The organism is Saccharopolyspora taberi (assembly GCF_039534165.1).
GTDB lineage: Bacteria > Actinomycetota > Actinomycetes > Mycobacteriales > Pseudonocardiaceae > Saccharopolyspora_D > Saccharopolyspora_D taberi.
Genome location: NZ_BAAAUX010000024.1, coordinates 91,791 through 112,482, shown reverse-complemented (window position 1 = coordinate 112,482; position 20,692 = coordinate 91,791). Strand labels below are relative to the sequence as shown.

Below are 20,692 nucleotides of genomic sequence, written 5' to 3'. Positions count from 1 at the left end.
CGCCCGGCCACGAACGGGCGACAAGTCCCTGATCTCCTTCGAGTGGTTTCGCCGCGACGACGACCGCGACGACGACCGCCAAGACGATCGCCGACGACCCCGCGGACCGCCGCGCCCCCGCCGGTCTAGCGTGGACACCGTCGTAGGCGCACCGAGCGAGGAGGACACCCAATGGGACGGGTCGCGGCGATCGACTGCGGGACGAACTCGATCCGACTACTCGTGGCCGACGTGACGGTCAAGGACGACGGCACCCGCGACCTGCGGGACGTGCACCGCGAGATGCGGATCGTGCGGCTCGGCCAGGGCGTGGACGCCACCGGAAGGCTCGCCGAGGAGGCGCTGGAGCGGACCCGTGCCGCGCTGGCCGACTACGCGGCCATCTGCCGCCGCAAGGGCGTCGAGCGGGTCCGGATGGTCGCCACGTCGGCGACCCGGGACGCGAGCAACCGCGAGGACTTCTTCGCCATGGTGCGGGAAATCCTGGGCATCGACGCCGAGGTGATCACCGGTGACGAGGAGGCGCGGCTGTCGTTCACCGGTGCCGTCGGCGACCTCGACCCGGACGACGGCCCGTTCGTGGTGACCGATGTGGGCGGTGGCTCCACCGAACTCGTCGTCGGCACCTGGGACGGCGCCCGCGCCGACATCCAGGCCGCCTACTCCGCCGACATCGGCTGCGTGCGGCTGACCGAGCGGTGCCTGCACAGCGATCCGCCCACCGAGGACGAGGTGCGGGACGCGATCGCGGTGGCCCGAGGGATCCTCGACGACGCCTTCGCCGCCGTGGACTCGTCCGGCGCCCGCACCTGGGTGGGGGTCGCCGGAACGGTCACCACGCTTTCGGGCATCGCGCAGAACCTCCCGGAATATGACTCCCGAGCTATTCACCTTTCCCAGATATCCCAGAAAAAATTCGAACAAACAGCCGACGAGCTGTTGTCGATGACCCATGACGAGAGGGCCGCTATCGGTTCGCTGCACCCGGGCCGGGTCGACGTGATTTCCGGTGGTGCGCTCGTGGTGAAGGTGCTGGCAGACGAACTGTCGGAGCGCGCGGGAATCGATTGCATCACCGTCAGCGAGCACGACATCCTGGACGGCATAGCCCTGTCTATCAGCTAGTTCCCGGAGTGTGGACACCTTTGCCCGTATTCTGGATCAACAGGTTTCTGAATCGAGACAGAAGGTGACGGCTTTGTGACAGTGGATTGCTGTGAGCCCGTTCTCACTTATGTTTACGCTCGTCTGACGCGGCGGTGAACTGCCGCCGTGCGTGGTGACCCCTGAAAACACGGATGGGGCACACGTGGAAGCGGGAGGACGTACATGCGAAAGGGACGCTTGGCCGCTCTGGTCGCGGCCCCGATGGCGGTGGCGGTGTTCGCCAGCGCCTGCGGCGGAGGCGGCAGCGCCTCGGGCGAGGACGGGATCGTCACGCTCGACTGGAACGAGCCGGAAAACCCGCTGGTTCCGGGCAACACGACCGAGGAGAACGGCTCGTTCATCATCGACGCCATGTTCACCGGTCTGGTGAAGTACTCCGCGAAGGACTTCAAGCCCGAGAACGCGATGGCGGAGTCGATCGAGACGACCGACAACACCAACTTCACCATCAAGATCAAGCCGGACTGGACGTTCCACGACGGAACCCCGGTCAAGGCCAAGAACTTCGTCGACGCCTGGAACTACACGGCGTACGGCCCCAACGGCTTCCAGGGCGCGAGCTTCTTCGAGCAGATCGAGGGCTACGAGGTCGTCCACCCGGAGGACCCGGACGGAGAGGCCGGGCCGCAGGACCCGCCGACTCCGCCGACCAAGGAGATGTCGGGCCTGAAGGTCGTCGACGACCACACCTTCACGGTGAAGCTGAAGAACGCCTTCACGATCTTCCCGGTCGTCCTGGGCTACTCCGCCTACAAACCGCTTCCCGACGTCTTCTTCGCCGACCCCAAGGGCTTCGAGCAGAAGCCGGTCGGCAACGGTCCGTTCATGTTCCAGGACCGCGTCCCGAACCAGGAGCTCAACCTGGTCACCTACGACCAGTACAAGGGCACCGACAAGCCGGAGATCAAGGGCGCGAAGTTCAAGGTCTACGACCAGCTCGACGCCGCCTACCAGGACCTGGTCTCGGGCCACCTCGACTTCCTGCGCACCATCCCGGTCTCGGCGCTGGTGGGTGACAAGTGGAAGCAGGACCTCGGCGAGCGCGGCAAGGAGAAGCCGGGCCTGCTGACCCAGAACATGGGCTTCCCGATCTACGACGAGAAGTTCAAGAACCCGTTGCTGCGCAAGGCGATCTCGATGTCGATCGACCGCAAGACGATCACCGAGCAGGTCTTCGCGGGCGGGCGCGACCCGGCCGACGGCTTCGCCACCCCGGCCGTCGAGGGCTACACGCCCGCGCAGTGCGGTGAGGCGTGCGAGTTCAACCCGGTCAAGGCCAAGGAGTACCTGGCCCAGGCCGGCGGCTTCCAGGGCCAGCTGACCGTCGAGACCAACGGCGACGGCGGCCACAACGAGTGGAGCGAGGCCGTCGCGGCCAACATCCGCCAGAACCTGGGCATCGACGTGGTGTTCACCCCGGTCCCGTCCTTCGGCGAGTTCCGGCAGAAGGCCAACTCGTTCCAGTTCAAGGGCATGTTCCGCACCGGCTGGAAGGCGGACTACCCGAACCTGGAGACCTTCCTGACCCAGCTGTACCGCACGGGTGCCTCGTCGAACGACTACGGCTACTCCAACCCCGCGTTCGACGCCGCGCTGGACAAGGCCAACGTCGCTCCTACCATCGAGGAAGCGACGAAGAGCTACGTCGAGGCGGAGAAGCTGCTCGCCGACGATCTGCCGGTCGTCCCGCTGTGGACGCAGCCGATCCAGTACGGATTCTCGGAGCGGATCCGCGAAGGTGAGGTCGTGCCCAACCGCGAGCTCGACCTGACCACCGTTCGCCTGAACCCGTAACGATCCGACCGCTGCCCGGCCCATCGCGATCCGGTGGGCCGGGCGGCGGGCTGGCTGTACAGAGGAGGCCCAGATGGGTCGTTACCTGCTGCGACGCCTGTTGCAGCTCATCCCGGTGTTCATCGGCACCACGCTGATCATCTACCTGCTCGTGTGGGCGCTGCCGGGGGACCCGTTCGCCGGCAAGTGCGGTGACCGCGGGTGCCCGCCCACCTACATCGCCGAGATGCGCGAGAAGTACAACCTCGACGATCCGCTGATCGTGCAGTACTTCAAGTACCTGGGAAAGCTGCTAACGGGTGATTTCGGCGAGACCTACGCCGGCATCAAGGTCGGCGAGCTGATCCAGAACGCCTACCCGACCACCATCAAGCTCGCGGTGGTCGCCCTGATCATCGAGGCCCTCATCGGTCTGGCCGCGGGCATCCTGACGGGTCTGCGGGGCCGCGGGTTCCTGGACAACCTGGTGCTGGTCTCGACGCTGTTCCTGATCTCGCTGCCGGTGTTCGTGACCGGTTTCCTGCTGCAGATCGTGCTGGGCGTCCAGCTCGACATCATCAAGCCGACGGTGAGTTCGGAGCCCTCGATAGGCGAGCTGATCGTCCCCGGTTTCGTGCTCGGCTCGCTGTCGATGGCCTACGTGGCGCGGCTGACCCGGACCAGCCTGATGGAGAACCGGCGCGCGGACTACGTGCGCACCGCCACCGCCAAGGGTCTGGAACCCAGGCGGGTCATCGGCGTCCACCTCCTTCGCAACTCGATGATCCCCGTGATCACCTTCCTGGGCACCGACCTCGGTGCGCTGATGGGCGGCGCGATCGTCACCGAGGGCGTGTTCAACATCCGCGGCATCGGTGGGCTGATCTACAAGTCGATCCTGACCAAGGAAGGCACCACCGTGACCGGGATCGTCACGTTGCTGGTGCTCGTCTACCTGCTGATGAACCTGCTCGTGGACCTTCTCTACGCGGTTCTCGACCCGAGGATCCGATATGACTGAACCAGCTGACTCGCCGCACCGCGTGGCCGTGGCTTCCGCCGCAGGCGAAGCGACCGCCGAGGTGGTGCAGAGCGCTCCCACCAAGAAGAACGAGAAGCCCCGCGGACTGTGGGGTGACGCCTGGCTCGATCTGCGCAGGCGGCCGCTGTTCATCATCGCCTCGGCGATCATCCTCGTGGTGCTGTTCGTCGCGGCGTTCCCCGGGCTGTTCACGTCGGTCGACCCGAACGTCCAGGACCTGTACAAGGCCCGCGACCTGCCGTCGGCCGACGCGTGGTTCGGCTACGACAACCTGGGCCGCGACCTCTGGTCCCGCGCCATCTACGGCACGAGGGCCTCGATCGTGGTCGGCTTGCTGGCCACGCTGCTGACGGTGCTGCTGGGTTCGGTCGTCGGCCTGCTGGCCGGTTACTACGGCGGCTGGGTCGACAACGTGCTGTCCCGGTTCTCCGAGATCTTCCTCGGCCTGCCGTTCGTGCTCGGCGCGATCGTCATCCTGACGACGTTCAACGCCGGCGTCGCCGTGCCCAGCGGGGCTCGGGTGATCACGCAGGTGGTGCTCTCGATCGCGGTCCTGTCCTGGCCGATGGCCATGCGGATCATGCGTTCGGCGGCGATCTCGGCGAAGCAGCAGGACTACGTCAAGGCAGCCAGGGCGCTGGGCGCGAGCGCGCCGCGGATCATCCTGCGGCACATGCTGCCGAACTGCCTGGCGCCGGTGATGGTCTACTCGACGATCGCGCTCGGCGCGTTCATCGGCGCGGAGGCCACGCTGTCGTTCCTCGGCATCGGCCTGCGCTTCCCGGTGGTCTCGTGGGGCCTGATGATCGCCGACTCGCGCAACTACATCCAGGGCGCACCGCACCTGCTGCTGTTCCCGGCCGGGTTCCTGGTGATCACGGTGCTGGCGTTCGTGATGCTGGGTGACGCCGTCCGCGACGCGCTCGACCCGAAGCAGAAGTAGGAGGACCACGAGTGTCTGCTGTGGAAGAGAAGACCTCCGGTCCGCTGCTGGAGGTCGAGGACCTGCACGTGGAGTTCCGCACCAGGGACGGCGTGGCAAAGGTCCTCAACGGCGTGAGCTACCACGTCGACAAGGGTGAAACGCTTGCGGTGCTGGGCGAATCCGGTTCCGGCAAGAGCGTCACCGCCCAGACCATCATGGGCATCCTGGACATCCCGCCGGGGGTGATCACCGGGGGTGCCATCCGGTTCAAGGGCGAGGAACTGCTCACGGCCACCGACGCGCGGCGCCGGGAACTGCGCGGCGAGTCGACCGCGATGATCTTCCAGGACGCGCTGTCGGCGCTGAACCCGGTCTACACGGTTGGTTTCCAGATCGCCGAGCAGCTGCGGATGCGGCGCGGCATGTCGCGCAAGGACGCGATGAACCGGGCCGTGGAGCTGCTGGACCTGGTGAAGATCCCGAACGCCAAGCAGCGCGTGAAGGAGTTCCCGCACCAGTTCTCCGGCGGCATGCGGCAGCGCGCGATGATCGCGATGTCGCTGGCGCTCGACCCGGAGCTGCTCATCGCCGACGAGCCCACCACGGCGCTGGACGTCACGGTGCAGGCCCAGATCATGGACCTGCTCGACGAGCTTCGCCGCGAGCGCGGCATGGGGCTGATCCTGATCACCCACGACCTGGGCGTGGTCGCCGAGGTCGCGGACCGGATCGTGGTGATGTACGCGGGGCGGATCGTCGAGTCCGCGGACGCGTACTCGCTGTACCGCAGGCCCGGCCACCCCTACACCGAGGGGCTGATGCGGTCGATCCCGCGGCTGGACCTCAAGGGCCACGAGCTGGAGACGATCAAGGGCCTGCCGCCGAACCTGCTGAACGTGCCGAGCGGCTGCCCGTTCCACCCGCGTTGCCCGCGGGCGGTCGCCAAGTGCAGCGAGCAGGTGCCGGCCTACCACCAGCTCGGGCTCGGCCGGACCAGCGCGTGCCACTTCGCGGAGGAGCTGATGAGCAATGACTGAGCCGATCCTCCAGGTCCGCGATCTGGTGAAGCACTTCCCGGTCACCCAGGGCGTGCTGTTCCGGCGCACGGTCGGGCACGTCCGGGCGGTCGACGGCGTGTCGTTCGACCTGCGCAGGGGCGAGACGCTGGGCGTGGTGGGCGAGTCGGGCTGCGGCAAGTCCACCCTCGCGCAGGTGCTGATGCGGCTGGAGAAGCCGACCAGCGGCAGCGCGACCTTCGAGGGCCAGGACATGTTCAAGCTGAGCGGCGCGGCACTGCGCAAGTGGCGCCGCGACATGCAGATCGTGCTCCAGGACCCGTACACCTCGCTGAACCCGCGGCGCACCGTCGGCGACATCGTCGGCGAGCCGTTCGAGATCCACCCGGAGGTGGCGCCGAAGGGGCAGCGCAGGCAGAAGGTGCAGGAGCTGCTGGAGGTCGTCGGGCTCAACCCGGAGCACATCCAGCGCTACCCGCACCAGTTCTCCGGCGGTCAGCGCCAGCGCATCGGCATCGCCCGCGCGCTCGCGCTCAGGCCGAAGGTGATCGTCTGCGACGAGCCGGTGTCGGCCCTGGACGTGTCGATCCAGGCGCAGGTGATGAACCTGCTGGCCGAACTGCAGCAGGAGTTCGGCCTGTCGTACATCTTCATCGCCCACGACCTGGGCGTGGTCCGCCACCTGTCGGACCGGGTCGCGGTGATGTACCTCGGCAAGATGGTCGAGGTCGGCACGGACGAGCAGATCTACGAGCACCCGCAGCACCCGTACACCCAGGCGCTGCTGTCGTCGGTTCCGGTACCGGACCCGACGCTGCGCGGGAAGCGGGAGGTCATCCGGCTCACCGGCGACGTCCCGAGCCCCGCGAACCCGCCGTCGGGCTGCCGGTTCCGCACCCGCTGCTGGAAGGCGCAGGACATCTGCGCCGAGAAGGTGCCGGAGCTGGTAGTCCGGCTCGGCGAACACCCCTCGGCATGCCACTTCGCCGAGGAACGCCCGCACGTCGTGCACTGACGCCCGCGTGCGCCCGAACGCCCGTCCTCCTCCGGGAGGGCGGGCGTTCGGGGTTGGGGGAGGGGTGGTTCATGGTTCGGTCTTGAGGATCTCGTTGCAGTCGCGGCATGTCGGGAACGTGCACCAGTCCAGTTCGGACGGTTGTGCGAGCGCGGTGTCCTCGCCGTTGTGTCCGTGGTGTGCTGTTCACCGGTCCTCTCCAGTGTCGATCGCCGTGTGTAGTTGAATCGACACTAGGAGTCGTGTACCTGCTGGAGGGACACGTCGTGCGCGAAAGCGCTGGGACTGGAGGTCCGCGAGCTGTACGGAGTTCGGTCCGCCGATGCCTTCGCCGAACTTCACAGCGAAGCGGCCGGCATCGCCGAGCTTCGCGTCGCTCTCCATTCGTTCGACGACCCCCAGCCGAGTGGACCGGCTCCGAGTGCGCTCGCACTGCGGAAGCGGCTTGACCACGCCGAAATCCTGAGGCAACGCCAGCAGTACGCCGACCTCGCCCTACTGCTCCCGGAAACCCTCCACCACCTCTTCGCCCTGGTCGCGGACACGACAGCCGTATCGGCGGCCGGCGAGCAGGCGCGCGGAATGCTGCATGACGCGTACCGCTTGGCCGCGACCGTGGGCGGCAGGTTCGGGCATCCCGACCTGGCGGCCACCGCGTCCGAACGTCACGTCATGTTGGCGCCCGCAACCGGAGATCCGTTGCGCGTGGCGGTTTCCGATTGGCACCGGTCCACGCATTTCCTCCAGAACGGCCACTTCGCGGCTGGCTTGCGACTGCTGGATCGGGCGTTGGTCCGGATCGAGGCGCGCGATCCCCGCGCCCTCGGTGTCCGAGCGCAGCTGCATCTGCGCGCCGCCGTGATGTCGGCGCGCAACGGCGACGGCGTCCGGGCTGATGATCACGTGCGGGAGGCGCGGACGCTGGTCGGCTGGGGAGCGGCTGCCACGCCGTACTACAACACCGATGCCAGCGAGGTGAACGTGAACATCCACTGGTGCGCAGTTCCGGTCGAGAGCTACGACGGAACCGAAGCGGTGACGCGCGCCAGTCAGGTGACGGTCGTCGATCCGTCCCGGCCGGAGCGGGTCGGTCACCACCACATCGACCAGGCACGGGCCTGGATGCTCCACGGCAACCGGGACCGCGCGCTCGCCGAGCTCAACGAAGCCCGCAGGATTTCCCCGCACCACACCAGAATTCATCCGTCAGTGCGGGAGACAGTGCGAGCGCTCGCCGCAGCTCGGCGGTCGACGGGGTCCTTGGCCCGGTTCGCGCGCTGGGCCGGGATCCGGACCTGACCGGTCAGCTGCCGATGCGCGGGAACGGGGAGGTCGAGAACACGACCTCCACCGGGACCTCGAAGTACTGCGCTATCCGCAACGCCAGGTGCAGGCTCGGGCTGTACTCGCCGCGCTCCAGGTAGCCCACCGTCTGGTAGTGCACCCCCAGCGCCTCGGCGAGCTGCCTGCGGGAGATCCCCCGCTCCGCGCGCAGCATCGCGATGCGGTTGTAGATCGTCTCGCTCAAGGAGTTGCTCCTCCGGTCGTTCACACGGCCCGCTGCATGGCCTTCTCCCGTCGCGCGGCCACGGCGGAACCGGACTCGCGCCGCGCCATCCGGCGCAGCACGACCGGTGCGACGAGGAGCCCGACGACCGCCCACAGGCCGAGCACCCCGACAGTCTCCAGGTGCCGCCAGGAGTGGCCGATCTCGACCGCCGACATCCCGTCCGGCAGCAGCGCGGACCGCATCCCCAGACCCGTCCAGTACAGCGGGAAGACCTGCGCGATCCACTGGAGCCACGACGGGAATCCGGTGATCGGGTAGAAGATCCCGGAGATCGCGACCAGACCCATCATCGGCAGCATGATCAACCCCATGCTGCGCGGGCTGGAGAACAGCGACCCGATGACGGCGCCGAGCGGCATCGTCGCGACCAGGCCCAGCAGCAGCACCCAGACCAGGGTCACCCACGACAGGAGCCCGCCGGTGGCCAGCCCGTCGAACAGCAGCAGGCCCGGGACCAGCACCACGGCCATGCTGACCAGCGTCATCCCGCCGACCAGGACGATCTTGCCGACCAGGTACCCGGACATCCCGCCCGGCACGGCCTTGGCCCGCAGCAGCGTTCCGTCCTCGCGCTCGACGGTCAGCTGCTGGGCGAGCGTCATCAGCCCGCCGAAGACCACGTTCATGCCGAGCACGCTGGGCAGCGTCACCGCGCCCAGCGAGAAGCCGGTGCCTTCGACGGTGGCGCCGCGCTGGAAGAACATCACCACGCCGAAGATCACCGCGGGGAACAGGTACGCCCACAGGTCCTGGCCGTTGGTGAAGGTGTGCCGGAGCTCGATCAGGCCGCGCCGGGCCCCGGTGCGCAGGGTGGAGAGGTTCATCGCAGGGCCTCCTGGAAGGGCAGCTCGGTGATCTCGTCCTGGCCGGACTCGAACCGGCGCACCATCTCCATGTAGGTGTCCTCCAGCGTTGCGCGGCGCACCTCCAGGTCGGCGATCTCGTCGCCGTACTGGGCGAACAGCCCGCGCACGAACGCGGTCGCGTCCGCCGCCGCGTGCACGAACCGCTGGCCGTCGCGGGTCCACTTGATCTCGGACTCGGAGGCGACCTGGCGGGACAGCTCGTCGGCCGAGCCGTCGGCGACCACCCGGCCACCGGCCAGGATCAGGATCCGGTCGGCCAGCTTCTCGGCCTCGTCCAGGTCGTGGGTGGTCAGCAGGACGCCGGTGTTCTCGTCGTCGGCGAGCCGGTGCACCAGGTCGTGGAAGTCGCGCCGGGCCTGCGGGTCGAACCCCACGGTCGGCTCGTCCAGGAACAGCAGTTCCGGCCGTCCGACGATGCCGATCGCGACGTCGAGCCTGCGCCGTTGGCCGCCGGAGAGCTGCCCGGCGCGCTTGTGGCCGTGCTCGGTCAGGCCGACCGCCGCGATGAGCTCGTCCACGTCCCGCGGCTCGCGGTACGGCGCGTAGTACTCGCCGAGGTGCGCCAGCAGCTCCCGCACTCGCCACTTGCCGTGGTCCCGCCAGGACTGGAGCACCACGCCCAGCCGCGACCGCCACGTCTCGTCGCCGCGCGCCGGGTCGGTGCCCAGGACCTCGACCTCGCCTCCGGAGCGCATCCGGAAGCCCTCCAGGATCTCGATCGTGGTGCTCTTGCCCGCCCCGTTCGGGCCGAGCAGCGCGATCACCTCGCCCTTCCGGGCCGAGAACGTGGCCCCTTTGAGGACCTCGGTCGTGCCGTAGCTCATCCGTAAGTCGCGCACGTCGAGCGTGGTGTCGGTGGTAGTTATCTGCCTGCTCATAGCATCACCCCCATGCGATGTAGCAGAGATACTACATCACGTCCGAAGGCTGCTTCCGCAGGCCGTCCCGGACGACGGCGACCTCGTGCGGCTCCCGGTTCTGCTCGACCGCCCTGCGGTGCATCGCGACGCAGCTGACCAGCAGTGACTGGACCTCGTTGAAGCGGATGTCGGCCCGCACCGCGCCGCGTTCCTGGGCGCTGGCGAGGACTTCGGCGAAGGCGCTGGTGAAGTCGCAGTGCGCCGCTTCCCGATCAAGTGCTGCGCCGGAACCCTCCAGGGCGTCGCAGATTCCCTTGTTCACCGACGCCGCCTCCACGACGTGGTCGAAGAGGTCGAAGAAAGCGGCCCCGGGATCATCGGTGCTCGCGCGGCTGCGGACCTCGTCGTTGAGCTGGGCGATCCGCTCGCTGAGGACCGCCTGGAACAGCGCCTCCTTCGTGGGGAAGTGCCGGTAGACCGTGCCGGGGCCGACGCCGGCCCGGCGGGCGATGTCGTCCAGCGGCACGGCGATGCCGTCCGAAGCGAACAGCTCTTCCGCGGCTTCCAGCACGCGGGCCCGGTTGCGCCTCGCGTCCGCCCTCAGTGGTTTCTCAGGTTGTTTGCTCATGGCGAACAGCTCGCTTTCTTCGTGGACAACCGGGGCGGGCGTTCCGTATCGTTCAAAACCGGGGCGACCGTTCCGATTCTACCTCTGGTCGCCTGCGATCCGACGATTCCTTTGGAGCAGACCATGTCCCGTCACGTGCAAGACCAGATCATCGCCGTCACCGGTGCGACCGGACAGCAGGGCGGCGCGACCGCCGCCGCACTGCTGGCGCGCGGGCACCCGGTTCGCGCGGTGGTGCGCGACCCATCCGGAGCAGCCGCCCGGGAGCTGGAGAAATCCGGGGCCGAGCTGGTGGCCGGCGACATGGGTGACCGAAGTTCGCTCGAAGCCGCTTTCCTTGGAGTGCACGGGGTTTTCAGCGTTCAGCCCACGTTCGTGACGCCGGAGCTGACACCGGGCATCGGGCCGGGCGACGAGGTCCGCTTCGGCCGGAACGTCGCCGACGCCGCGATGGCGGCCGGCGTGCGGCACTTCGTGTACGCCTCGTCGGTCAACGCCGATGCGGACTCGGGGATCGAAACCCTGGAAAACAAGGGGCGGATCGAGGAGCACATCCGCGTGCTGGGGCTTCCCGCGACCATGCTCCGGCCGGTGTCGTTCATGGAGAACTACCTGGCGCAGGTGGCGGGCCAGGCGCTCGCCGACGGAGAACTGTCGAGCGCGCTCCGGTCCGACACCGTGCAGCAGCTGATCGCTTTACGCGACATCGGTGAGATGGCCGCGCTCGCCTTCGAGCGACCGGAGGAGTACGTCGGGGAGGTCGTCGACCTCGCCGGTGACGAACTCACCCCGCCGCAGATCGCGGACGCCCTCTCCCGGGCGACCGGCAGACCGGTTCGCCACGTCGAGATTCCGATCGAGGTGATCAGGCAGCAGAGCGAGAACCTGGCGAACGCGTACGCCTGGATGAACGACAACGGGCCCACTGTGGACATCTCCGCCCTGCGGGCCCGGAAGCCGGATCTGCGGACCTTCGAGGAGTGGTTGGCAGAGCAGACGTTGGACCGAACCGGACTTCGTGAGCAGAAGGGATCCACCATGGGCTGAAGATGAGCCCGGTCAGAACTGACCCGTGAAGTACACGGTCTCAGCGGCGAAGAGGTTGGGCTGCACCGAAACCTGCACCTCGCCCGGCTCAGCGCCGATCTCGTAGACCGCGGTGTAGGTGGTCGATCCGCCCGGCGGAACCTCGACGTTCGGCAGCGGGTCCCCGGCCAGGTAGTTCTCCTTGGCCACGCGCCCGTTGTGCTGGACCGTCAGCACCGCGCTGATCACGTTGTACTCGGCGCTGCCGTTGTTGGTGATCGTGACGTCGAAGGCGACGTGGCGCTTGCCGTCCGGCGCGGCGAGGAACGGGTTCGGATCCGTGTACTCGGACGGGGGCGAAACCGCGATGGTCTCGCCGCCGCGCCAGGTGTGCGTTTCACCGAAGGCGAGCCGAACGGTCTCCGCGTCCGCGTCGGTGTCGGCGGGTGAGACGGGGTCGGCGGTCTGGCCGAGGGGTGAGTTGGGTTGCGCGAGTTCCCGGTCGAGCTGGCTGACCGCGGAACCGAACACGACCGTCCACACGATGCAGATCACCAGTCCGAGGCCCGAGGTCGCGATCCCGGCGATGGCCGCGCCCTTGTTCGTCGCCTCACCTCGGCCCGCCCGGTTGGTCCCGAGGATTCCGAAGATCAACCCGAGGACGACCAGCGGCCACGCGACGACCCCGACGACCGGGACGAAGGAGAACACGAGACCGATGATTCCGAGAACCAGTGCGGTGGTGCCGAACCCGTTCCGGGGGCCCGCGGCCGGCGGTGGTGGGTAGGCGAACTGGGTCATGGTGTCCTTGCTTTCCGCCCCTGGCGGGCGTTTGAGGTGTCCGGCCCATCGCCGGACTCATAACCCATTTCGGCAAACCCGGGCAGGCGTTACCGCCTCGGTGCCCCAGGAACGCGACGCGGCCCCCAGCGGGCACCGGGGGCCGCGAGCCGACGGTCCGCTACGAACGCCGGACGAACTCGGCGAGGTCGGCGGACTGCTGGATCCGCGAGGGCTCGTGCACGTACATCATGTGCCCGGCCTCGTAGTAGCGGACCTCGATGTTCTCCCGCAGCTGCGGGGGAATCGTCAGCCGCGCCAGCACGTGCTCGGCCGCGTAGTGCGGGGTCGCGCCGTCGGTGTAGCCGCAGGCGACGTGGACGCGGAGGTGCGGGTTCGACCGCATCGCCGCGCTCAGCTTGTCGACCACCGACACCGACGCGCCCTCGAACTCCTTGTACGACCAGGGCTGCACGCGGCTGCTCAGCGTTTCGTACGGGAGGTCGTTGACGTAGTCGAGTTCGGCGCGCAGGTAGTGGTTGATCGCCGCCGCGTACGCGCCGCGGATGCCGGAGATGCTCGGGTCGTCGGTGAAGTGCTCACCGGCCGCGTCCGGTTCCCATCCGGTGAAGCGGCCGTCCATCCGGCCGACGGTGCGGCGCTCGTCGCGCAGCAGCTCGGTGAAGAACCGGATGTGCTCGATGCGCAGGTTGGCCCGGTCGACGTAGTCCTCGGTAAGCCCGGTCAGCCGTGCCGTGCGGCGGACGATGTCCGCGCGCTCGTCCGCGGGCAGGCGCGCGCCGCGTGCGAGCGCCAGCGGGTAGTCGCCGGAGGCGAACTCCTCGGCCTCGGCGACGACCTCGCGCAGCGGCCGGTCGCCGTGCTTGCCGTGGTAGTGCGCGATCGCGGCGTAGGTCGGCAGGTAGAGCGCGTAGGGCTGGTCGTTGCCGTCGGTGAACCGGATCGTGCCCATGTCGAGCACCGACGAGATCAGCAGCAGGCCGTTCGGGTAGAGGCCGTGGCGGTTCTGCAGGTGCTCTGCCAGCGCCGCCGCGCGCAGCGTTCCGTACGACTCGCCCGCCAGGTACTTCGGCGACATCCAGCGGTTGTTGCGCGAGGTCCACAGCCGGATCACCTCGGCGATCGACTCGATGTCCCTGGCGTAGCCGTGGAAGTCGGCGGGCTCTCCCTCCTCGACGGCCCGCGAGTACCCGGTCGACACCGGGTCGATGAACACCAGATCGCTGTGCGCCAGCAGGGTTTCCGGGTTGTCCGCCAGCCCGTACGGCGGGGGAGCGAGGTCGCCCGCGTCACCGGAGAGCACCCGGCGCGGGCCCAGCAGCCCGAGGTGCAGCCACACGCTCGACGAACCCGGGCCGCCGTTGAACGCGAAGGTCACCGGGCGGTCGCCGGGCTCGGCGTCGGCGACGTAGGAGGTCAGGAACACCTCGGCCTTGGGCTTGAAGCCCTTGAACTTGCCGTCGGCGAGCACCTCCTCCCGCAGCACGATCCGGCCGGTGGTGGCGGTGTAGGCCAGTTCGGTCCCGTCCACGGTGATCGAGTGGTGGGTGCTGACCAGATCGTCGACAGGTTCGGCGGGGGTGGTCGCTTCCCTGGCGGTGTCGTCGGAGTTCGCTTCGCTGGCTGCCATGCTTCGCACTTTACGTGCCTCCGGGCGGGTGCAGGTCCGGCTTGTCCGGTACCGGACCGAATGGATCGGGGGTGCGATTTCCCGGTCGTAAAAACATTTGTCCAGCGCGGGATGCTGATTTGTTGGAGTTTTTTGGACCGGCCGGTCGCGGTGCGGTCTTCCGGCGGGTTCTGGGAGGCTGGCGGTCATGCGCTCGCGCCTGATCAGCGATCCGCTGACCGACCCCGCTGCCGCGGCCGGTGGTGCCCGGACCGTGCCGGAACTCGACGCCCTGCTCGTCCGCTGCACCGCGTGTCCCCGGTTGGTGGAGTGGCGCGAGGAGGTCGCGCGGGTCAAGCGCGCCGCGTTCCGCGACCAGCAGTACTGGGGCAGGCCGGTGCCGGGATTCGGCCCGGTCGACGCCCGGATCGCGATCATCGGCCTCGCCCCGGCGGCGCACGGCGCCAACCGCACCGGCCGGATGTTCACCGGCGACCGCTCCGGCGACGTGCTCTACCGCGCCCTGTACGACGTCGGCCTGGCCTCGCAGCCCGAGGCGCACTCCATCGAGGACGGTCTGGAACTGCTCGGCACCCGGATCACGGCCCCGGTGCACTGCGCACCACCGGCGAACAAACCCACCCCCGCCGAGCGGGACACCTGCGGATCATGGCTCGCGCGGGAACTGGAACTGATGCGCCCGACGCTGCGCGTGGTCGTCGTCCTCGGCGCCTTCGGCTGGCAGGCCGCGCTGCCGGTGCTGGGCCGCGCGGCCTGGCAGGTCCCCGCGCCCCGCCCGAAGTTCGGCCACAACGCCCACGCCGTCCTCGAAGCGGCCGACGGTGGCACCGAGCTGCACGTCCTCGGCTGCTACCACGTCAGCCACTAGAAGTGAACGGATTTACGGACTACGATCAAGGGTGTGACCAGCACGAAAGTTGAACAGCGCGCTCTCATCGCAGGTCGGATCTCCGTACTCACCGAGGTGACGACGAGCCCCGACAGTCAGCGAACGCGGGGCGAAGCTGAGGCAGCGCGGCAGGGGATGACGGTCGTTGGGTATGCAGAAGACCCGGACGTATCGGCGTCGAAGAATGGCCCGTGGGATCGCCCCGAGCTGGGGGCGTGGTTGCGCGAACCGGAATCCTTCGATGCATTGATCTTCCGGTCCGTCGACCGTGTCGCTCGTGACATCCACGACTTCGTAGCGCTGCTGAAGTGGGCCGAGGACCACGGTAAGAAGCTCGTCTGCCTGGACCCGAATATTGACTTCTCTACTCCGCTCGGCAGGGCCTTCGGCGTTCTACTTGCCGTGTTCGCAGAGATGGAAGCGCAGGCCATCAGCAGCCGCGTGTCAGGTGCACGGGAGTACATGCGGCGAATCGCGCGGTGGGGCGCTGGTCGACTTCCATACGGATACCGGAAGTGCAAGCACCCTTCAGGACAGGGCTATGCACTGGAGCCAGACCCGGAGACTGCGCCCATCGTTCGGGAGGCGGTAGAACGTGCGACAGATGGACAGTCGATCCTGTCCATCTGTCGCGACTTCAACAAGCGCAACATTCCTGGACCACAAGCGACGATCCGACAGCGCAGGGCCGCAGAGACAGGAACGGAGCAACAGAGGCGAGCGCCCAAACGCCAAGAGTCCGGGAAGTGGCATCCGCGCACTCTCACGATAATCCTTCGGTCTGACTCGTTACGGTCCTACGTCTTGCACGAGGGGCAACCCGTACGCGGAGATGATGGCTTGCCGCTGCGGTATGGGGAACCGCTGGTCTCGGACCAAGAATTCCGTGCTCTTCAGGCAGCGCTCGATAAGAATCAGCTTCCCGAGCGGAAGAGACGGAGCGGCACCGCGCCGCTGCTTGGTGTGATGTTTTGTGGGCTCTGTGACGGTCGCCTTTACCGGAACACGTCGGACGGAGCGAGATCGAGAGGAAGACACGTTTCGTATCGCTGCACGTCGAGGTACCGCGGACTCGCGGACTGCGAAGGTTGCTCGGTTACTGAGGTTGATGCAGAGGAATACGTCTCCAGGAAGTTCCTCGAACTGGTCGGAGATCGCAAGATGACGATCGCGATCGAAGACCCCGGCGAAGATCACCAGGGAGAGATCAAGGAGCTTGAAGAGACTCTGAGCGAGCTGGAGCGTGACAGGTATGAGGGCGGTCTCTTCCGAGGGGAGCAGGGGCGGGCTCGATACCGTGAGCAGTACGCAAAGATTGAGAAGCGGCTCGAAGCTCTTCGGGCCTTGCCGTCGAGGTCGCCAGGCGTGCGCTATGAGGAAACGGACATCACGTATGCCGAGGAGTGGAACTCTAGCGACTGGCCCGCGCGCCGGAAGATCCTTATGGAGCGCGGAGTGAAGGTCTCCGTCCTCGGAAGGCCCGGTGACGGGCTACTGCTGGACGATCGTCTGTCGTTCGATGCGCCAGGCTTCACCGACGACGTGCTCGCTGCGCAAGGTCATGATGAAACCAACCCGGCCGCCTATTGGTGACTCTTAGTGATGGAATGGTCCTATTCCGGGAGGTATAGGAGCGCTGTTACAGCTACGGGCGTAACAGCAGCCTTTGCGTGTTACGCCCAAACTCTCCTGTGCGCTGCACGGTTACATCAGTTACGGCTGTTACGGCCATTCGGGGCGCGCCCGCCTCGAAGCCGTTTCCGGTCACAGTCCGTGATCGCGGCGCGGGCTCGTGCTCTTATCTACTCTCTTCTATTAATTAAATAGAAGAGAGATGCCCCCCTCTGCCAAGGGGCCTCACCGGAGAGCGTAACTATCGTAACTGGCGTAACTGTACTGGTCACAGCTTCGGCAAACCGTAACTCTCTTCGTTGCTCGTTACGGTGCAAGCACCCCTACCGGTTCGGCTTGGGGGCCAACTTCCCGAATGTGTCGCAGGTCACAGATGCAGGTGTGCCCAATTCCCGGCTACAGCACCCATTACTAGGGCGAGGGCGTGCACTCCGCCCGCCTGCCGGGGTCGAACCTCGCCCGTGCCCCGCGTGCGTCCCCCGGCCCGTTCGCCGCGCCGTCCCGTAAAGGGCTCCACGCCGCCGTCTATGCCGCGTGGTCGGTTGATGGCGCGGCGTCTCACTTGCCGGATGAAGCTCCGACGACCTCCGAAGGGAGGGATATGCAAGACAACGGTGGTTGCTACGCGACTGGAGCCTGCGTCGTCGCAAGCATCAACGCGAACCCTGCATGCCGGACTCGATGCGTGCTCGGCGACACCGGGATGGTCCCGGTGCCTTATCTCTATCGCGCGTCCGCCGCCGAACTGCGGCGGCAGGCCACGCGGATGTGGCGCAGGATCGAGATCGAGCGCGGGTTCGTTGAGCCCACGCAGGCCGACATGTCCGCCGACGAACTGTGCGGCTTCGCGCCTCGGAACATGAGTCACGATGAGTACTACGCGAGGATGGACGACGTCCACCGACTGTCCAGCCGCGCAGACGAACTCTGCGGAATCGCAGAGCAGACCGAGATGTGGGAGACGGGACATGCTCCGCGGACGGTCTGAACGCCAACGGCCCTGTTCCCGCTTCCGCACCAGTAACAGGGCATCGCGGGCCGCAGGCCCGCACCGCCACCAGCGCCAGCGGTCATAGCGGCGAGTTCTGGCCACAACGGACAGAGCAAGGGAAGGCCCAGGCTGACCCGTTACGTCGCCACGGACCCTTCGGGCGGTTCTATAGCTGCTGGGCTGGTGTGCCGCTGCGTACCTGATAAGGCAGGTAAGTCCCTGCGGGGGCTTGGGGTTCGATCCCCCGCGTGTGCGCTCGGGCTCCCCGCCACACCCAACGCACTAACAGAGTGCGGCAACGTCCCTGGCGGGTCGCCCAGCCTGGTTGACGGGGCGTTCTCTCGGCTGATCACCGCGAGTCCCCGGCCCAGGCCCTTTCTTACCGCACGCCGGCCTCTCCAGGGAGGAACCCACCGGGGGCGTCGTAGCGCTGCTGTAGTTCGTCGGCGATCTCGGGGAAAACGCGCCACAGGATCTCCGCGTTGGTGCTGTCGGCACGGCGTATCGCCGCCATCACCAGCGTGTCGAAGTCGTAGTCGCGTGCGGCTTGCTGGCTCTGCTCGTAGGCGAAGTGGCTCACGAGCCCGATGCTCCCTGGCCGCGCCCGCGCTTGTCCGCCGAATACAGAGCCCCGGCATGTGGGCGGGGCAACACGAACTGAGAACTGAATACGGCATGACACCAACGTCACGGGAGGCATGACACATGACCGCCGACGAAAGCGACAGCAAGGACCGCAAGACCTCGGGCAGCAGCTCCGACAGCGACTCGGGCTCGTCCCGGTCGAGCGGTGGTCGCTCCGACTCCGGATCGTCCAGCAAGCGAAGCGGCGACAGCGACTCGGGTTCCGGCTCGCGGAAGCGCGACAGCGACTCGGGCTCCAAGGACCGCGACAGCGACTCGAAGGACAGCGACTCCGGCTCGGGCTCGCGGAAGAAGCGTGACAGCGACAGCGGCTCGGACTCTGGCTCGTCTCGGAAGCGCGACAGCGACTCGGATTCCGGCTCGTCGCGGAAGCGCAGCGGCTCGGACTCGAAGAAGGGCGACAGCGACTCCGACCCTGGCCGCAGGAACACCAGCGACCGAAGCTCGGGTTCGTCGAAGCGGAGCGGTTCCAGCTCCGACGACTGACCGGGGGCCGGACAAAGAAAAACGGCCCGGCAACAACCGTCGTGGATGCTGCCGGGCCGTTCATCCGGACTCGAAGTCGTCTACCGCCGCGATGTCTTGGACTCAGAGCCGGGACCGCACAATCTGTTGCCCATCGTGCGGCAGTCCCAGCCAGGTTCGTCCTCTTCCGTCCGGTCGGGCTCGGTCAGGGTGGGCACGATCGTGGTCTGGCTTCCGATCGGTCCTTCAGCGAGCGCGGCGGCGATGAGCAGGCCAATAAGGAGGGTTGCGAAGAACGCCCTAGCGATCACAGCTCAGTTGCCCCCGTCATTGCCTCGGTAGTGACGGTCTTCCGGGCTGGTGTCGCCGTCGGCGTGGTCCTCGCGCCACTTCTCGGCGAGGTCGGGCCGGTCGAAGTGCTCGAACAGTCCGCATAGCGCCTCGACTTCACCGCAGGTGAGCCTGCTGGCGACATCGCTCGATACCTCGGAGACCGCCCACGCGGTCAGAAACCGGTCGACCGGTTCCGGCAGCTCGGCGTCCTCGCTGATCTCCCAGTCGTACATGCCGGGTCCGGTCCATGTGGTCGGTCGGCCGCAGTACTTGCAACGGTTGCCCCCGTCCGGCGAGTCGTCCGGGCGGTGGGTCTCGCCTTCCCGCTGGCAGCGGGGAGTTTCGTCCGTCGCGTCGGGAGCGCTTGTCTTGCTCTCGGTCATTGTCGTTCCCCTTCCAGTCCGTTGGGACACCGCACGTCTCGGGACGGATGCCCGAGACGCACGGCGTGTCTCAACGGCGCTACCGGGCGCGCTCCTTGAGCCGCACTTCGTCGCGGCGATACGGAACGATCGGCCCGTCGTCGAACTTCAGGTGGAACATGACGTGGTGGAAGTTCTTGTAGATCTCTTTGACGACTGCGAGCTTTCCGGTCGCCACCACTTCCACGACGTCGTCGATGTTGGGCCGGTCGTCGATCAGGGCGAGAATGAAAGGGATCACTTCGGGCTCCAGGCCCTCGCTCGCGGGGATCTCCGCGCACTGCGGTTTGTCGGTCATTTCCTTCGTCCTTTCCGTTGGGACACCGCAACGCTCAGACGGGAAAGCCTGAGCGCCACGGCGTGTCTCAACGGACGTCAGAGAAAGGCCGCCGTGCGGGTGTCCGCCTCTGAGACCTCGAACCGGATACGCGACATTGAGAAGGAAAAGAAGTGCCGGTGCCCCGTGTGCGCCGCGTGGCGCAAGTCCCAAGCGTTCCCGTCCTCCGCCGCGTAGACCCATTCCGAGTACTGTCCGCATTCGAGGCAGTCGATCCGAAGCCACGTGGCGTGCGGACTGTCCGCCGGAGCCTGGGACAAGTCCGGCAGGGTGAGGATGTGCCCTACGAGCGAAACGCGCCCGTGCCGCGCCCAAGGAGGCAGCTCAGGCTGCTCCGGCTGAAGGTGCGGGAAGAGGTCGGTCTGCTCTGGTGGGTCGGTAAGCTGCGTGTCAGCCATTGGAACCTATCTCCGATGGTCAGCGGGCCGTCCTGGTCTTTGGCGAGGCAGGGCGGCCCGCGCGTACAAGTCCGTTGCGCCGCACAAGATTGCGGCGCGGTCCCTCCGGTGTCCGTTGGGACACCACAACGCTCAGACCGGAGGGCCTGAGCGCCACGGCGTGTCTCAAGGGACGAGGTCAGTTCTCACGAGTTCCAGACGAGATCTCCGTTCTCGATACGGAGATCGTCATAGTTCTTTTCCGCGACCTCGTGCAGGTTC

General features: G+C 67.3%; 23 protein-coding genes. 12 read left to right on the top strand and 11 right to left on the bottom strand.

Translation table 11 applies throughout. The features are described 5' to 3' along the window. Positions 1–171 precede the first annotated feature (171 nt). The 6 genes from ABD691_RS27830 (at position 172) to ABD691_RS27805 (ending at position 6,938) form a co-directional block, all read left to right on the top strand. Complete coding sequence (locus ABD691_RS27830; protein WP_344684705.1) at positions 172–1,125, top strand: Ppx/GppA phosphatase family protein; 954 nt, start codon at positions 172–174, stop codon at positions 1,123–1,125. 204 nt (positions 1,126–1,329) lie between these two features. After that, positions 1,330–2,961, top strand: a complete 1,632-nt coding sequence (locus ABD691_RS27825; protein ID WP_344684704.1) for a peptide ABC transporter substrate-binding protein — start codon at positions 1,330–1,332, stop codon at positions 2,959–2,961. A 73-nt stretch (positions 2,962–3,034) separates the two neighbouring features. Further along, positions 3,035–3,961, top strand: a complete 927-nt coding sequence (locus ABD691_RS27820) for an ABC transporter permease (RefSeq protein ID WP_344684702.1) — start codon at positions 3,035–3,037, stop codon at positions 3,959–3,961. Next, on the top strand, positions 3,954–4,925 hold the full coding sequence (locus tag ABD691_RS27815; protein WP_344684700.1) for an ABC transporter permease: 972 nt from the start codon (positions 3,954–3,956) through the stop codon (positions 4,923–4,925). Before ABD691_RS27820 ends, ABD691_RS27815 begins: the two co-directional genes overlap by 8 nt. 11 nt (positions 4,926–4,936) lie before the next feature. Next, on the top strand, positions 4,937–5,944 hold the full coding sequence (locus tag ABD691_RS27810) for an ABC transporter ATP-binding protein (protein WP_344684698.1): 1,008 nt from the start codon (positions 4,937–4,939) through the stop codon (positions 5,942–5,944). Beyond that, on the top strand, positions 5,937–6,938 hold the full coding sequence (locus ABD691_RS27805) for an ABC transporter ATP-binding protein (protein ID WP_344684696.1): 1,002 nt from the start codon (positions 5,937–5,939) through the stop codon (positions 6,936–6,938). The genes ABD691_RS27810 and ABD691_RS27805 overlap by 8 nt, the downstream gene beginning before the upstream one ends. A gap of 495 nt (positions 6,939–7,433) precedes the next feature. Here ABD691_RS27805 and ABD691_RS27800 read toward each other — a convergent pair whose 3' ends face one another. Beyond that, the gene (locus tag ABD691_RS27800) at positions 7,434–7,841 is read right to left on the bottom strand and encodes a hypothetical protein (protein ID WP_344684694.1); all 408 of its coding nucleotides are present in this window, start codon (positions 7,839–7,841) and stop codon (positions 7,434–7,436) included. Here ABD691_RS27800 and ABD691_RS27795 point away from each other — a divergent pair, their 5' ends adjacent. Next, complete coding sequence (locus ABD691_RS27795) at positions 7,842–8,237, top strand: hypothetical protein (protein WP_344684692.1); 396 nt, start codon at positions 7,842–7,844, stop codon at positions 8,235–8,237. 4 nt (positions 8,238–8,241) lie between these two features. On the opposite strand, the gene ABD691_RS27790 is transcribed toward ABD691_RS27795, so the two are convergent. From ABD691_RS27790 to ABD691_RS27775, 4 genes are read right to left on the bottom strand one after another with little or no spacing between them, the layout of a single operon-like run. Beyond that, positions 8,242–8,466 (bottom strand): helix-turn-helix transcriptional regulator, encoded by a 225-nt coding sequence (locus ABD691_RS27790; RefSeq protein ID WP_344684690.1) that lies wholly within the window; start codon positions 8,464–8,466, stop codon positions 8,242–8,244. A 20-nt stretch (positions 8,467–8,486) separates the two neighbouring features. After that, positions 8,487–9,332 carry an ABC transporter permease gene (locus ABD691_RS27785; RefSeq protein WP_344684688.1) on the bottom strand — a complete coding sequence of 282 codons (846 nt, stop codon included), beginning with the start codon at positions 9,330–9,332 and terminating at the stop codon, positions 8,487–8,489. After that, the gene (locus ABD691_RS27780; protein WP_344684686.1) at positions 9,329–10,252 is read right to left on the bottom strand and encodes an ABC transporter ATP-binding protein; all 924 of its coding nucleotides are present in this window, start codon (positions 10,250–10,252) and stop codon (positions 9,329–9,331) included. Before ABD691_RS27780 ends, ABD691_RS27785 begins: the two co-directional genes overlap by 4 nt. 31 nt (positions 10,253–10,283) lie before the next feature. Then, entirely contained in the window at positions 10,284–10,862 is a 579-nt protein-coding gene (locus ABD691_RS27775; protein ID WP_344684684.1) for a TetR/AcrR family transcriptional regulator, read from the bottom strand. Positions 10,863–10,985: 123 nt separating this feature from the next. Here ABD691_RS27775 and ABD691_RS27770 point away from each other — a divergent pair, with 123 nt between their 5' ends. Continuing rightward, complete coding sequence (locus tag ABD691_RS27770; protein ID WP_344684682.1) at positions 10,986–11,909, top strand: NmrA/HSCARG family protein; 924 nt, start codon at positions 10,986–10,988, stop codon at positions 11,907–11,909. Positions 11,910–11,921: 12 nt separating this feature from the next. Here ABD691_RS27770 and ABD691_RS27765 read toward each other — a convergent pair whose 3' ends face one another. Both ABD691_RS27765 and ABD691_RS27760 read right to left on the bottom strand, forming a co-directional pair. Continuing rightward, positions 11,922–12,689, bottom strand: a complete 768-nt coding sequence (locus ABD691_RS27765) for a DUF4190 domain-containing protein (protein ID WP_344684680.1) — start codon at positions 12,687–12,689, stop codon at positions 11,922–11,924. A 160-nt stretch (positions 12,690–12,849) separates the two neighbouring features. Next, entirely contained in the window at positions 12,850–14,319 is a 1,470-nt protein-coding gene (locus ABD691_RS27760; RefSeq protein ID WP_344684678.1) for a S10 family peptidase, read from the bottom strand. A 187-nt stretch (positions 14,320–14,506) separates the two neighbouring features. On the opposite strand from ABD691_RS27760, the gene ABD691_RS27755 reads away from it, so the two are divergent. The 3 genes from ABD691_RS27755 to ABD691_RS27745 all read left to right on the top strand — a co-directional run bounded on the left by ABD691_RS27755 (position 14,507) and on the right by ABD691_RS27745 (position 17,828). Then, the gene (locus tag ABD691_RS27755) at positions 14,507–15,187 is read left to right on the top strand and encodes a uracil-DNA glycosylase (protein WP_344684676.1); all 681 of its coding nucleotides are present in this window, start codon (positions 14,507–14,509) and stop codon (positions 15,185–15,187) included. 33 nt (positions 15,188–15,220) lie between these two features. After that, positions 15,221–16,801, top strand: a complete 1,581-nt coding sequence (locus ABD691_RS27750; protein ID WP_344684674.1) for a recombinase family protein — start codon at positions 15,221–15,223, stop codon at positions 16,799–16,801. A 724-nt stretch (positions 16,802–17,525) separates the two neighbouring features. Beyond that, the gene (locus ABD691_RS27745) at positions 17,526–17,828 is read left to right on the top strand and encodes a hypothetical protein (protein ID WP_344684672.1); all 303 of its coding nucleotides are present in this window, start codon (positions 17,526–17,528) and stop codon (positions 17,826–17,828) included. Positions 17,829–18,210: 382 nt separating this feature from the next. Here ABD691_RS27745 and ABD691_RS27740 read toward each other — a convergent pair whose 3' ends face one another. Next, positions 18,211–18,411, bottom strand: a complete 201-nt coding sequence (locus ABD691_RS27740; RefSeq protein WP_344684670.1) for a hypothetical protein — start codon at positions 18,409–18,411, stop codon at positions 18,211–18,213. A 125-nt stretch (positions 18,412–18,536) separates the two neighbouring features. Here ABD691_RS27740 and ABD691_RS27735 point away from each other — a divergent pair, with 125 nt between their 5' ends. Continuing rightward, on the top strand, positions 18,537–18,962 hold the full coding sequence (locus tag ABD691_RS27735) for a hypothetical protein (RefSeq protein WP_344684668.1): 426 nt from the start codon (positions 18,537–18,539) through the stop codon (positions 18,960–18,962). A 293-nt stretch (positions 18,963–19,255) separates the two neighbouring features. Here the strand turns inward: ABD691_RS27735 and ABD691_RS27730 are convergent, their stop codons facing one another. From ABD691_RS27730 to ABD691_RS33840, 3 genes are all read right to left on the bottom strand, one after another. Then, positions 19,256–19,657 carry a hypothetical protein gene (locus tag ABD691_RS27730; protein WP_344684666.1) on the bottom strand — a complete coding sequence of 134 codons (402 nt, stop codon included), beginning with the start codon at positions 19,655–19,657 and terminating at the stop codon, positions 19,256–19,258. Positions 19,658–19,736: 79 nt separating this feature from the next. Beyond that, positions 19,737–19,994 carry a hypothetical protein gene (locus ABD691_RS27725; protein WP_344684665.1) on the bottom strand — a complete coding sequence of 86 codons (258 nt, stop codon included), beginning with the start codon at positions 19,992–19,994 and terminating at the stop codon, positions 19,737–19,739. A 77-nt stretch (positions 19,995–20,071) separates the two neighbouring features. After that, positions 20,072–20,431, bottom strand: a complete 360-nt coding sequence (locus ABD691_RS33840; RefSeq protein ID WP_486374897.1) for a DUF7848 domain-containing protein — start codon at positions 20,429–20,431, stop codon at positions 20,072–20,074. Positions 20,432–20,692 lie beyond the last annotated feature (261 nt).